The 13,950-nt window shown below is 33.4% G+C and carries 10 protein-coding genes; 1 reads left to right on the top strand and 9 read right to left on the bottom strand.

The genetic code is table 11. The annotated features are described in order from the left end of the window. Positions 1-4 precede the first annotated feature (4 nt). From CLOLE_RS08355 to CLOLE_RS08335, 5 genes are all read right to left on the bottom strand, one after another. Positions 5-2,203 (bottom strand): beta-glucosidase, encoded by a 2,199-nt coding sequence (locus CLOLE_RS08355; protein ID WP_013656661.1) that lies wholly within the window; start codon positions 2,201-2,203, stop codon positions 5-7. 362 nt (positions 2,204-2,565) lie between these two features. Continuing rightward, the gene (uvrB, locus tag CLOLE_RS08350) at positions 2,566-4,548 is read right to left on the bottom strand and encodes an excinuclease ABC subunit UvrB (protein WP_013656660.1); all 1,983 of its coding nucleotides are present in this window, start codon (positions 4,546-4,548) and stop codon (positions 2,566-2,568) included. Positions 4,549-4,698: 150 nt separating this feature from the next. Next, entirely contained in the window at positions 4,699-5,013 is a 315-nt protein-coding gene (locus tag CLOLE_RS08345; protein ID WP_013656659.1) for a DUF1540 domain-containing protein, read from the bottom strand. 60 nt (positions 5,014-5,073) lie between these two features. After that, positions 5,074-5,802 carry a ZIP family metal transporter gene (locus CLOLE_RS08340; protein ID WP_013656658.1) on the bottom strand — a complete coding sequence of 243 codons (729 nt, stop codon included), beginning with the start codon at positions 5,800-5,802 and terminating at the stop codon, positions 5,074-5,076. Positions 5,803-5,908: 106 nt separating this feature from the next. Further along, positions 5,909-6,763: a DegV family protein gene (locus CLOLE_RS08335; protein WP_013656657.1), complete on the bottom strand. Its 855-nt coding sequence runs from the start codon at positions 6,761-6,763 to the stop codon at positions 5,909-5,911. Positions 6,764-6,911: 148 nt separating this feature from the next. On the opposite strand from CLOLE_RS08335, the gene CLOLE_RS08330 reads away from it, so the two are divergent. Next, positions 6,912-7,469, top strand: a complete 558-nt coding sequence (locus CLOLE_RS08330) for a DUF1836 domain-containing protein (protein ID WP_013656656.1) — start codon at positions 6,912-6,914, stop codon at positions 7,467-7,469. Positions 7,470-7,484: 15 nt separating this feature from the next. Here the strand turns inward: CLOLE_RS08330 and CLOLE_RS08325 are convergent, their stop codons facing one another. From CLOLE_RS08325 to prfA, 4 genes are all read right to left on the bottom strand, one after another. Continuing rightward, entirely contained in the window at positions 7,485-8,366 is an 882-nt protein-coding gene (locus CLOLE_RS08325) for a radical SAM/SPASM domain-containing protein (protein ID WP_013656655.1), read from the bottom strand. 256 nt (positions 8,367-8,622) lie between these two features. Continuing rightward, positions 8,623-9,930 carry a hemolysin family protein gene (locus tag CLOLE_RS08320; RefSeq protein WP_013656654.1) on the bottom strand — a complete coding sequence of 436 codons (1,308 nt, stop codon included), beginning with the start codon at positions 9,928-9,930 and terminating at the stop codon, positions 8,623-8,625. Between the two features lie 204 nt (positions 9,931-10,134). After that, positions 10,135-12,639 (bottom strand): glycosyl hydrolase, encoded by a 2,505-nt coding sequence (locus CLOLE_RS22410; protein ID WP_013656653.1) that lies wholly within the window; start codon positions 12,637-12,639, stop codon positions 10,135-10,137. A gap of 214 nt (positions 12,640-12,853) precedes the next feature. After that, on the bottom strand, positions 12,854-13,927 hold the full coding sequence (gene prfA / locus CLOLE_RS08310; RefSeq protein ID WP_013656652.1) for a peptide chain release factor 1: 1,074 nt from the start codon (positions 13,925-13,927) through the stop codon (positions 12,854-12,856). Positions 13,928-13,950: the final 23 nt, after the last annotated feature.

Raw genomic sequence — 13,950 nt, 5'->3', positions numbered from 1 at the left:
AGAGTTACTTAAAATAATTACGGGTAATTATTATTTCTTCTTCTAAGTGAATATTTCTAGAAGAACTTCCTACTTGTATCATAAATGCACCATCTTCTATCCTAAAACACCTATCTTCAATACTATAAAAACTAAACGCTTCTTCATTTAAAACAAATTGTATTTTATGTACTTCTTCCGGCTTAAGATTTATCTTTTCAAAAGCTTTTAATTCATGTAAAGGACGTTCTACACTTGCTTCTACATCAACTATATAAAGCTGAACCACTTCTGCACCTTCTAAATTTCCTATGTTTTTTATACTAGCTTCTACAATAACTGATAACTCATTTTCTTTCTCTAATAATTGTACTTTTAAATCATCATATAAGAATTCCGTATAAGATAATCCATATCCAAATGGGAATAGAATGTCTGTACAATACGTATCGTAATAACGATAACCTACCATGATTCCTTCTTTATATGCAACAACATCCTTGTTCCCAAATTCTCCAATAAAATGTGCTGGGCACTGTATTTCTTTTTTTATGAATGTTTCTGGAAGCTTACTAGAGGGATTGACTTCTCCCCATAATATTTCCGCTAATGCAGTACCACCTTCCATTCCTGCATAATAACTCCACACAACAGAATCAGCTTGTTCTATCCATGGCATTTCTACTGGGGCTCCTGCATAAATCACTACTATTGTATGAGGATTAGCTTCTAAAACTGCCTGAATTAATGCATCTTGCTCATAAGGTAATCTCATATGCTCTCTGTCAAGTCCCTCTACATCATAATCATGATTAAGACCACCAATTAAAATAACCACTTCGACTTCTTTAGCAAGTGCTACCGCTTCTTCTCTCAGTTGATCTTGAATCTGCTTCCTTCTTTCTTCAATTCTATCTTCCGAATTACCTCCAATATTCTCTCCTGTAATATCTGCTATTTCCAAAGACTTGTCATAGATACTAGTTGCTTGCCAGTTTTGGTCACTCTCTTCACATCTTTTAGGAATATAGTACCCCTCAGCAAAAACAACCTCTGCATTTCCACCTAATATCTTTTTGATTCCCATAAGTGGAGATATCTCATAGAGTGCTTTAACCTCTGCACTTCCCCCTCCATTAGAATGAATTTGAACTGCATTTTGTCCAATCACAGCTATTTTCTTTAATCCTTTTTTCTTAAGTGGTAGTTCATTGTTATCATTTTTTAGCAAAATAACAGATTCTCTTGCTACTTCCAATACAGCTTCTTGATGTGTTTTTGTATTGTAAGTTCCAGCCTTTCTTTCTTCCACTTGATCTCCAATCATATGAAGGCGTAGCATCATTCTAAGGATATTTTTAACTTTATTATCGATGCATAATTCATCAATTTCTCCAGATTTCACTTTTTTCAGTAATGGCTTAGCCAAACAATAGTCATCAAAATCATTAGTTATATTCATTTCCACATCTAAAGAACATTCTGCTGCTGCTTGGGTGTTATGAACTGCTCCCCAGTCAGATACAATCGTTCCATCATACCCCCATTGTTCACGCAAAACTTCATCTAGCAGTTTTTCATTTTCACAACAATGTTTACCATTAAGTAGATTATATGCACCCATTAATGAATAGGTATTTGCTCTTTTAACAGCATCTTTAAATGCGGGATAATAAATTTCTTGCAATGTCCTTTCATCAACTAATGTATCTACCCATAATCTTTGCGTTTCTTGAGAATTAGCAATAAAGTGTTTTACGCAAGCTGCCACATCATATTTTTGAATACCTCTAATCATAGGTACTGTAAGTTCTTTAACCAGATAAGGATCCTCACTCATATACTCAAAATTTCTCCCACATAAGGGGCTCCTTTTTATATTAATACCAGGTGCCAATATAATATCTTTTCCTCTGCCTCTGGCTTCTTCACCTAACACCTCTCCTGCTTTACCTGCTAGTTCTCGGTTCCAAGTAGCCGCAATAGCACTATTACTTGGTAAATAAGTGACATAATCATCTGTATTTCCAACAGCTCTCCACTCTGTATCTGCAAATTCCATACGAACACCCATAGGACCATCTGACATTTTAAGTGATGGAATACCAAGTCTTTCTACACCCTTTGTTCTAAATAAACTTGCACCATGAATCATTCCAATCTTTTCTTCTAATGTTAGTTTCTCTAACAATTTGTTTATTAACCTTGCATCTTTCTCACTCATAAGATATGAATTCCTTCCCAATTCTCATATGTATTGTTTGTAAAATAAGTTCATACTACTCTATCACTTTCATATGTATTTAAAATCATGTTACTACATAGTTTCTTTATTTAATACATGAATTTTTCTACAAACAACACTTTACTTTTCTTACTATTTTCCCTATCATTTTTACTTATACTAACTTATTTCTATAAATCAAAAAATAATACTTCTTTGATGATTTTACATATGAATATCATCAAAGAAGTATTAAAATCTTCACCTTTAAATCCATCTATTATAACTTAAAATAATGGTTGTGCCATGAATCCACATAGCTTGCACAACCACCACTTCTTATTATTAAATTCATTCAATCACTATTTTAAATAAGTTTGCTTAAGTTTAATTAAGACATCTCTCAACTCGGCTGCTTTTTCAAATTGCAACTCAGTTGCCGCTTTCTTCATGTCTTTTTCAACTTTTTTCATAGTCTTTTCTAATTCTTCTTTACTCATAGACTCTGGGTCTTTTTCGGCTAGCAAGCCTTTTTCCTTATCTGCTGTCTTAGTGGCAATGATAAGGTCTCTAATTTTTTTCTTAATCGTTTCAGGCACAATACCATGAGCCTCATTATATTCTTCTTGGATTTGTCTTCTTCTAGCTGTTTCTGAAATAGCATTTTTCATAGATTTGGTCACTTGATCCGCATACATAATAACCCTACCATTAGCATTACGTGCTGCACGTCCTATAGTCTGAATCAGTGAAGTTTCTGAACGTAAAAAGCCTTCTTTATCTGCATCTAAAATAGCAATTAAAGATACCTCTGGAATATCTAAGCCTTCTCTTAAAAGGTTAATTCCCACTAATACATCAAATACATCCATACGTAAATCTCTAATAATTTCAATCCGCTCTAGCGTATCAATATCTGAGTGAAGGTACTTAATTTTAACACCTAATTCACCCATGTAAGTTGTTAAGTCTTCTGCCATACGCTTGGTAAGTGTAGTAATCATGACTTTCTCACCTTTAGCCACAATTTGATTGATTTCTCCTAATAAATCATCAATCTGTCCTTTAACAGGTCTTAACTCAATCACTGGATCTAAAAGTCCTGTTGGTCGAATAAGCTGCTCGGCAATGGCAAGTGAATGTTCTAATTCGTATTGAGCAGGTGTAGCTGAAACAAATAATAACTGATTAATCTTACTTTCAAATTCATCGAATTTAAGAGGCCTATTATCAAGAGCCGATGGTAGTCTAAAACCATAGTCTACCAATACGGTTTTTCTAGCTCTGTCTCCATTATACATAGCCCTTACCTGTGGAATAGTCATATGAGATTCATCAATAATCATTAAAAAGTCTTTAGGGAAATAGTCTAGTAAGGTAAAGGGGGTTTCTCCTTCTTCCCTACCGGATAAATGCCTTGAATAGTTTTCTACCCCTGAACAATAGCCCATTTCTCTTAACATTTCCATATCAAACTGCGTACGTTGTGAAAGGCGCTGTGCTTCTAAAAGCTTATCTTCTTCTTTAAATTCTTTCAGTCTTTCTTCTAATTCTTTCTCAATACGCTGCAAAGCTACTTCCATCTTCTCACTTGAAATAGCATAAAAAGAAGCCGGGAAAATGACTACATGTTCCCTATAGCCAAAAACACTACCTGTCAGAGGGTCTATCTCTGCTATACGATCAATTTCATCTCCAAAAAACTCAATTCTAATGGCTTTCTCAGACATTCCAGCAGGAATAATCTCTACTGTATCTCCTCGCACACGAAAACTTGCTCTAACGAAATCCATATCATTACGTGTATATTGAATCTGTATCAGCTTTCTTAATACATCATCTCTATCCATTTCCATTCCCGTACGAATGGATAAAACTTGCTCAGAATAATCAATAGGGTCTCCTAAACCATAAATACAAGATACACTGGCTATGACAATAACATCCTCTCGTTCGCATAAAGCAGCTGTTGCCGAGTGACGTAATTTATCTATTTCCTCATTAACGCTTGAGTCTTTCTCGATATACGTATCACTAGAAGGAACATACGCTTCTGGCTGATAATAATCATAATAAGACACAAAGTATTCTACTGCATTATTGGGAAAGAACTCCTTGAACTCACTGTAGAGCTGTGCTGCTAATGTTTTGTTATGTGCTAAAATTAACGTTGGCTTTTGTACCTTTTCTATGATATTAGCCATAGTAAATGTTTTACCTGACCCTGTTACTCCTAATAGAGTTTGATACTTATGCCCTTCATTAATACTTGTTACAAGCTCAGTAATGGCTTGGGGCTGATCTCCTGTGGGTTTAAATTCAGAAACAATCTCAAATTTGCTCATTTTTCCCCTCTTTTCTTATGGTTTAGGCTTATTGTATCACTAGTTTTTCTTTCATTCAATGAGTCGAACAAAAGTTTGGTGTTTTTTATTATATACTTTGCTATTAATAATAAAAGAGCTATCCAGGATAGCTCTTTTATACTTCTTTCATTATTTAGGATAAAAACTCGAACAACAAGTGTCATCGCAGTTGCATGCATTGTAGCCACTTACATCAATAGAATCAGCTGCACAATTGCAATTATTATTATGAGTACAGTTAGTTGCTTCACAGCCGACATTCATTTGAACAGTTGGCTCCTGACTTACTGCATTTCTAGCACCACCTTGATCTTCATAAAAATTAGAACAAAAAGTATTTTCAGAATGCTGAGCCTCATTACCTGCTACCTTAATTTCACCTCTACAGCAACATTGCTCTGAGTTATGGGCACAATTTTGTGCACTACATCTTAATTGCGGCATATTAAGCCTCCTTATTTACTGATTTTCTTACTTAGTTTATCCTCGTCTAGAAAATCTATTCTAATAAAGTAAAAGTAAGCCTAACATCATTCCTAAAATAGTAGCAATGGTTGTCATACGACCATTCCATATTTTCTTAGATTCAGGCAAAAGTTCTTCACATATAATATAAAGAATAATACCTGCTGCAATGCCTAATCCAGTACTTACTAAATTTTCACTCATACTACTTAAAACAAAACCACCTACGGCACCAATCCCCATACATATACCTAATCCCATTGCAATAAATAGCATTTTAGATAACTGTATTCCACCTTGTTTAAATGGAATAGATAGTGCAATTCCTTCTGGCACACTATGTAATGCTAAAATCAGTGTAAAATGAAAGATGGATTCATTATCCACATTGCTAATGGTTCCTAAAGCAAAACCTTCTGGCAAGTTATGCAAAGCAATACCAACTGCTAGAATAAGTCCCATTTTGCTTAAAGGACTGTTTTTTTTACCTAGCCGTTTTTGAATTTCTGGTACAAAATCATCTAGTAGAGTCCCTAATAATACACCCATTATAATCCCTACAAATACTAAATCAATCCTACCTTTTTCTAAAGCTTCTGGTAAAATATCAAAACAAATCATAGCTAACATTAAACCTGATGTTCCACCAAAAAGCATACCTATTAAGCGTTCGTTTTTAATGTGAAATAAATAGAGTAATAGAATCCCAAAGCTAAGACCACCACCCTCTGCTAATAGCCCTAAAGTGCCAACTCTCACTAATTCCATAGCTTATCCCCCTTATATGCAAAAGGGGATTATCTTCCTTATACCCTACTAGATAATCCCTCTAAAATCATTTTATGGAACAAGCTCTTATTTAGAACTACTATTTTTATTCTTCTATTTTTTGTACACCTATACCAATTAATCCTGGTCCTGTATGTACAACAAGTGCAGGTGTAATTTGCCCTTCTACCATGATTTGAATATTCGGTAGTACTGCTTTAAGTTGTAAGACAATCTTATCAGCTTCTTCCTTTGCACCACCATGCATGACCGTTAAATTATAACGTTTATACTTCTTAGCAAATGCCTCTGCTAGCTCTGTTGCTTTCTTTAAAGACTTATTTCTTCCTCTTACTTTTGTAACAGTATAATAAATGCCATCTTCATTACAAGATATAATAGGTTTAAGATCAAATGCTGTTCCTAGTAGAGAGGCTACAAGACCTATTCTGCCTCCCTTTTGTAAATATTCCAAAGTTGAAACGCAGAAAAATAACTTCGTATGTTCTACATTCTCCATTAAACGCCTACAAACCTCTTCATAGCTCAAACCTTGGTCTAAAAGCTGTCCCGCTAATATAGCACTAAAACCAGCACCTATCCCAATATTTTTAGTATCAATCACTGTGATAGTAAGTCCCTCAAATTCTCTAGCAACACTCGATACCATACTCCATGTATTACTTAAGCCACTGGAAATCGTGACAGCAATCACATGAGTATAACCATCATCTTTAATTTGTTTAAAAGTATTCATTACTGTCTCTGGGCTAGGTAAAGAGGTTGTAGGTATTTCTTCATTAAAGCGTTCATATACTTCTTCCGGAGTAATATTCACTCCATCATAATATTCCCCTTCTTTGTAAATAATCATAAGTGGCATAACATATATATGATAACGTTCTTGATATTCTTTTGGTACATCTGTACATGAGTCAACTAAAAGTGCGATTTTATTCATAGCTCCTCCTCTAATTCTAAAAATAATTTTATCTAGTTTTTAATACTATATTAAATTATATTACTTATAATGTCAAACCATTTTTAATACAATTGACATTGCTTTAGTTTTATGATAAATTCATCCTATTAGGGAGGCTGGATTAATAATGGATTTTGAAACTTCTGATCTAGTTCAGGATATGATTCTTTTTCATTGTCCTCGTTCTAGCGAATTACCACATCTTGATCTTTATATGGATCAAGTTATCAGTTTTATTAGCGAAACCTTAAACTGTTGCTATCTAGATGCAGATGATAAAATTTTGACACCTGCCATGATTAATAATTATGTGAAACAGGGTATTGTTTCTCCATCTAAGAACAAAAAATATACAACACATCATTTAATGTATTTAATTGTAGTTTGTGTGTTTAAAAAAATGCTTAGTATTCCTGAGATTTGCGCTTTAATCCGCATTCAAATTCAAACTTATCCCATAGAGGTAGCATACGATTATTTTTGTGTCGAATTAGAAAATGCTTTAAGGAATACCTTTTTACAAAAAGAAGCGCTCATGCCAGTTGTTGCTACTAAAGAAACTGACCAAACACGTCTTTTACGTAGTACAGTTTTAGCTTTTGCTAATAAACTTTATATCCAAAAATTTATTCAATATCATGAACAATATATAATTACAAAAAAAATGAGTGCTTACCTTATTTGAGGTAAGCACTCATTTCTATTTTATTCGGTGATATCTACTGGCATAGCCACACTTTTTACATAATGATTCCACGGCCGTTCTCTCCGAAAACCCTTTATAAAGAGCTGTTGCTCTAGGGCTATTAATAATATCTTCTAAAGATGTTTCAAAAATATTCCCCAAGTTAATATGACCTTCACTATCTAAACAGCAAGGTACTACTGTTCCATCTACTAAAATACCTATTTGGTCTCTAAGTCCATAACAAAAAACCTCATCTCCCAAATGCTCTTTGTCTTGATCTGGCCACTCAAATTTCTTTGCCATATTTAAATAAACTTGTTTTCTTAATTTAATACCGTTTTTTTCTTTTAAAGCTTCTTTAATATCTATTTCAGCTTCTAGACCATCTTGAAGCTTATCTAAAATATGTTGATTGAGTTCATTTTTACCTTTTAATAATTCATCATCCATGTTCCATAAACGGATACTACAAATAACCCTAGTAGATGCTATCATCCTTAATATAAACTGAATAACTGTATCTAAATACTCATCTATATTTCTTACTTGTTTATTTCCCTCAAAGCTATGAAGTGAAATATTAATTTGTCTTAAAGCAGGTGATGCTAAAAGAATATTTTCAACCTTCTTTAATAAAGTACCATTAGTGGTCAAATTGACTTTAAGCCCTGCTTGCCTACTTAGCTCTAAATAAGTTCTTAATTCTGGATGAGTAGTTGGCTCTCCCATTAAATGCAAATAAATATAGTCTGTATAGGGTTTAATAGTCTTTAAAATATGTTGAAACTCTTTTACTTCATTATATTTTAAAGTTCTCTTTGTTTTAGGACAAAAATCACAGCTTAGGTTACAACTATTTGTAATTTCTATATAAACCTTTTTAAAGCGCTTCATATTCGCCTCCTTTGTTTTAATCTACCCGTAATATCTTATTGTAGTCTTTTTATACTGAACTGAAAAGACCTTAAAATGATTTACTTAAATAAATTTCCAAATATGATATAACCTCTTCTCCTTAGCCTCCTTATTAACAATAGATCATTTTTTCTACTCAATAAAAAAAAGTCTCTATAAATAAGAGACTTTTTTTATGTTAATAATCCTTTTTAATAGCTTTATGCTTTTCTAGATTGTTTAAGTATACCACTTACTACATCTGAATCATGACCTTTTCTATACGCTTTTCTTTTATTTCTTGAATTCTAAAAGTTAAGCCGTCATAAACAATGGGTTCCTTAGGAATTTCTTCTGGAATATAACCCAATGCATCTACAAGTAGACCACTTAAGGTTTCATAATTTTCGCAAGCCATTTCTAAATTTAATTTATCATTTAAATCTTTAATAGCTATCATACCAGATACTAAGTAGGTATTTTCTCCTTTTTGCTGAATAACTGGTTCTTCTTCATCATACTCGTCTTCAATATCACCCATTACTTCTTCAATTAGGTCTTCAATAGAAACAATACCTGAAAAACCGCCGTATTCATCAATTAAAACTGCTAGATGTCTTTTACTTCTCTGCATTTCTTTAAATAACTTATTAATATGCTTTGTTTCTGGAACAAAATAAGGCTCTCTTAAAATGCTCCTTATATCTATATGTTCAAAACCACTCTTTTTAGCTTCTATTATTAAATCTTTCATATACAAGATACCAACAATATGATCAATATCACCTTCATATACAGGAATACGCGAATAACGCTCTTGCAATAATTCGTCTAAATAGCTCTCAAGTGGCATTTCACTATTAATTAAGTAAACTTCTGTTCTTGGTGTCATGACTTCATTCGCTAGCTTAGCTTCTAATTTAAAAATACTATTTATCATTTTATTTTCTGTTTCATTAATAACACCTGTAGCATGTCCTTGTTCTACTAAAGAACTAATTTCTGCTCTAGACAGAGTTTCTCCATCCTCTGATTGCTCCATACCAACTAATTTAACAAGTAAATGAGTGGAACCTGAAAGTAACTTAATAAAAGGCCTTGCTACTTTAGACATGAATACTATAGGTCTTACAGTAAATCTGGCAACTGCCTCTGCATTTTGTAATGCAATTTTTTTAGGAAACAATTCTCCTAGCACTAAGGTGATATATGACAAAATAATAGTCACACCTATTAATGCTATTTCTTCTCCATATGAGATACCACGTCCTGTTAAATAGCCTCCTAAACTTTCTGATATACCTGTAGCAGCTGATGCACTACTAAAGAAACCTGCTAAAGTAATTCCCACTTGAATAGTCGATAATACTTTTGTCGGCTCTTCAATTAAATCTAATAATAACTTTGCTTTTTTATCCCCTTTTTCTGCTTGTAAACTAATACGGCTCTTATTTAAAGATACCATGGCCATTTCTGCGGCGGCAAAAAAAGCATTTAATAAAATAAGAATACCAATTAATATAAACTGTGAAGTCATATAAAGGGACTCCGGGTCACTATCCATAACTACCTCCTAAAATTTTAATACATATATATTACAGCATATCCCAAAGATAGTGAAGCATTTTTTTAATAAAATTTAGACTTTTTAACAAAATCTTTATACTCATTTTTGAAAATGAATAACATATAAAAAGTGTATTAAGCTAATATATAGCTTAATACACTTTCACATAAATGGTTGAGGAACACACCTATGCTAGCTATTTTAAGGTTCCATACCTTCAATCAAAGTTCCCTTATAGTATATAGCAACACCATTATTATAAGAGAAATCATTACTTTGATCATAATTTGACCAGTCAGATTTAGTTACACGAGCTTGTAAAAGGAATTTACCATTGGTTACAAATGGGATACGGCTTGTTGGTTTAATAGAAATATAAAATTCGCTATTACCTAAATCCACAACCTTTTTATCTAAATCAGAATTTAAAGTAACATACCATGGAGATACATTCATTTGAAGCGCACTATGATCACACCAAATCGTTTGTGACAGTGCTGTTTGCTCTGTGAAGTAATAACGAATCTCAAATTGTGATAAATCCATTTCATCACCTGTATTGGTTACTTCTAAATTCATATTGACGCTGTTTCCTATGGCCGCAGTTTTGTTTTGTGTGACTTTAACCGTTTGTGTTACTTCCTTAACGGGTAATTTTACTTTAACAGCTACTTTTTCTGAAACTGCAACTTCACCCTTAGCATTAGTAGCTTTGGCTATAACATAATAGGTTTTTAATTCTTCCGATGAACTTACTGTATCAGTAGGAACCCAATTTACATCATTACCTGTTCCTACAAGCTTATCATCAACATAAAATGCTATAGTTGCCGTTTCTTCATTTTTAACTTCTGCACTTAATGGAATACTTGTACCTGATACACTACAATCAAATACTTCTCCACTTTGTGGACTCACTACATTTACAGTCATCTTTTCTACTACAGGTAATTTAACTTGAATGATTACAGGTTCAGATGTCTTAGTCTTACCTGCCGAATCTGTCACTTTCGCTACTATCGTATAATCAACTAAACCATCTGCATTAGTCGTTGTCCCTGATGGTAAGAAACTTACTTCATTACCTTTCCCCATACTTGTACCATCTACAAAAAATTCAACCGTATAAGTATTAGCATTTTCAACAGTAGCAGCTAATGGTATAGGTGAATAACTTGTACTACAATCAAAGACATCACCTGCGCTAGGTGTAGTAACTGATACTTTCATTTCTTTGACATCTGAATTCACAAATAAAGAAGCTGGTAATTCATCTCTTGTTAAAACATAACTATGATCATAGTATTTCTTTAACATATCTAAACTTGTATATTGTTCTGTATAATCATAAGATCCTACCCAAGGCACAACAAATTCTCCTCCCCAAGTACAATTCCATAACCAAGGTATACCATCCGCTACTAAAGTATCAGGATCCATCAGCACACCGTTTTCAGACATTGTAATAATTTTATTCATTCCTGTATAATCATAAGCTTTTAAAAACCCATTGCTTTGTGAATCATAGTCTTTCTTATTGGCATAAATATCTTCGCCAATAATATCCACATATTCATCACCTGGGTACCAATCTTTATCTTGTGCATTCCAAACCCATATTAAATTATTAATACCATGGTAGTTTGTTAATCTGTCATACATTAATGTCCATAATTCTTTGTAATTATCAGCACCTGCAGCTCCCCACCAGAACCAACCACCTGATGCTTCGTGTAAAGGTCTCCAAAGTATAGGTACATTAGCTTCTTGAAGTTTTTTAAGTTCTACCGCAATTGCATCAATATCTCTTATGAGAGTTATGTACTCTTCTGAATTATGATTAGACATTGCTTTACCTAAATCATAAGTTGTATTCTTAGTATAGAAACCGCCCCACTTCTTATCTTCATCTGTAGAAGCTCCTATAGGAGATTGCCAATGCCAACAAAAAGTAACTAATCCTCCTTGCTTCCACCACTCAATGGCTTTTTCTGTATCCTGTCCTTTATTACATCCTAAAGCAACTCGCGATGGAGAATAATCGCTAAAATCTAACCCAATAATAGCAGGATATTTTTTAGTTTGATTATAAATCGCATCAATTTCTGTATATTTAGTGGTATAAGCAAATTGACCGGATAAAATATTTTCACCATAAATACTTGTCAGATATGTCATTAATCTTTTAGTAGCTTCTGTGGCATTAGGATTAATGAGTTCATCTGATACATCTGTATTAATATTAATGGCTCCAGCTTCTTCTAATTCAATGTAATCGAAAAGTGTCCATCCCCAAAATCTAGAAATACGTATTTTATTTTCACCTGCATTTAACTTAATGGCTCCCACATTCATAAGCTCAAATGCATTATTAGATGTAAAAAGTCCACTAAAAGATTGTCCACCATTAACAGTAATTGTTTCTTGTTTCTCACCATAAGGTGCACAGTAGTTAACATACAAGTTATAACGACCTGATTTAGGGACAGTAACAGTAAACTCTATATAGGCATCAGATGTATCCATACCTGCTACATATCCATCTCCAGAATAACCTTTGTAGCTATTATCCCCTAATCCTACATTATGAAGCGTTGCTTCTTCTGCTTCATATTTAATCTTATCGTCTGTAGCTGCATAAAGAGGTACTATTCCATTAATCCCCATCATTATAGCTAATGCCATTGAAAACTTTTTCATTTTCATAACTTTTCTCCTCTCTTTCTTCCTCATACGCTATTTTTCTTGTTTTATTTAGATAAAGACCCTATATCATACTTCTTTTCTCATTATAACTAAACTCTTTTGCTCCATCTTGCAAAATGTCTCATATGTCATTTATACTTGTATAATATGTAAAAGTAGACTTATACCAACAAAAAAGAACATTACTATTAACAGTAATGTTCTTTTTTGTTAGTTATTCATTTGTAACTGCTTTTAATTTATCTGTTTGGTCTACTGTTGTTAAAGTAGAGATAATTTCTTCTAAGTCACCATCTAGAACTTGCTCTAATTTATGAAGTGTCAAACCTACACGGTGGTCTGTTACACGTCCTTGTGGGAAGTTATACGTTCTAATACGTTCACTACGGTCTCCTGTGCCCACTAAGCTTTTCTTCTCTGCCGCCATTTCAGCATGCGCTTTAGCTTGCTCTAAGTCGAAAAGTCTTGTACGAAGAATTTTAAGTGCTTTTTCTTTATTCTTAAGCTGAGATTTTTCATCTTGGCAGTAAACCATAAGTCCTGTTGGTACGTGAAGTGCACGTACAGCTGAGTCTGTAGTATTAACGCATTGTCCACCATTTCCTGAAGCTCTACATACATCAATACGTACATCATTCATATCTAATTGTACATCTAGTTCTTCTGCTTCTGGCATAACAGCTACAGTTACTGTTGAAGTATGAATACGTCCACCTGATTCAGTTGCAGGGATACGTTGGACACGATGTACACCACTTTCGTATTTTAGTTTAGAATAAGCACCTTGCCCTTTAACCATGAAAATAACTTCTTTAAAACCACCAATTCCATTTTCATTTAAAGACATAAGTTCTGTCTTCCAACGATGGCTTTCTGCATAATAGCAATACATACGATACAACTCTGCTGCAAATAGCGCTGCTTCATCACCACCAGCACCACCACGGATTTCCATAATGACATTTTTGTCATCATTAGGATCCTTTGGTAAAAGTAAAAGCTTAATTTCATTTTCAAGAGGCTCTACACGTTTTTTGTTTTCTGCAAGCTCCTCTTTAACAAGTTCTCTAAAATCATCATCTAAGTTATCATCTAGCATCATGAGTGCTTCATCAATTGCTTCTAAAGTTGCTTTATATTCTTCATATTTCTCAACGATTTCTTTTAAATCACTATGCTCTTTCATAAGCTTTTGCCATCTCTCTTGATCTGCAATAACTTCTGGTTGACTAATCTGGTCTCCGATGATGTGATATTTATCTACTAATTCTTGTAATTGATCAAACATAGTACACCTCTTTTTTATTGATT

It is taken from the genome of Cellulosilyticum lentocellum DSM 5427, from assembly GCF_000178835.2.
In the GTDB taxonomy this organism is placed as follows: domain Bacteria; phylum Bacillota; class Clostridia; order Lachnospirales; family Cellulosilyticaceae; genus Cellulosilyticum; species Cellulosilyticum lentocellum.
This window is presented reverse-complemented; position numbering and strand designations above follow the sequence as displayed.

What these genes read in the sequence shown, in the direction of transcription:
- CLOLE_RS08355 (WP_013656661.1), bottom strand. Translation starts at nt 2,203, where the DNA reads ATGAGTGAGAAAGATGCAAGGTTAATAAACAAATTGTTAGAGAAACTA.
- uvrB (WP_013656660.1), bottom strand. Translation starts at nt 4,548, where the DNA reads ATGAGCAAATTTGAGATTGTTTCTGAATTTAAACCCACAGGAGATCAG.
- CLOLE_RS08345 (WP_013656659.1), bottom strand. Translation starts at nt 5,013, where the DNA reads ATGCCGCAATTAAGATGTAGTGCACAAAATTGTGCCCATAACTCAGAG.
- CLOLE_RS08340 (WP_013656658.1), bottom strand. Translation starts at nt 5,802, where the DNA reads ATGGAATTAGTGAGAGTTGGCACTTTAGGGCTATTAGCAGAGGGTGGT.
- CLOLE_RS08335 (WP_013656657.1), bottom strand. Translation starts at nt 6,763, where the DNA reads ATGAATAAAATCGCACTTTTAGTTGACTCATGTACAGATGTACCAAAA.
- CLOLE_RS08330 (WP_013656656.1), top strand. Translation starts at nt 6,912, where the DNA reads ATGGATTTTGAAACTTCTGATCTAGTTCAGGATATGATTCTTTTTCAT.
- CLOLE_RS08325 (WP_013656655.1), bottom strand. Translation starts at nt 8,366, where the DNA reads ATGAAGCGCTTTAAAAAGGTTTATATAGAAATTACAAATAGTTGTAAC.
- CLOLE_RS08320 (WP_013656654.1), bottom strand. Translation starts at nt 9,930, where the DNA reads ATGGATAGTGACCCGGAGTCCCTTTATATGACTTCACAGTTTATATTA.
- CLOLE_RS22410 (WP_013656653.1), bottom strand. Translation starts at nt 12,639, where the DNA reads ATGAAAATGAAAAAGTTTTCAATGGCATTAGCTATAATGATGGGGATT.
- prfA (WP_013656652.1), bottom strand. Translation starts at nt 13,927, where the DNA reads ATGTTTGATCAATTACAAGAATTAGTAGATAAATATCACATCATCGGA.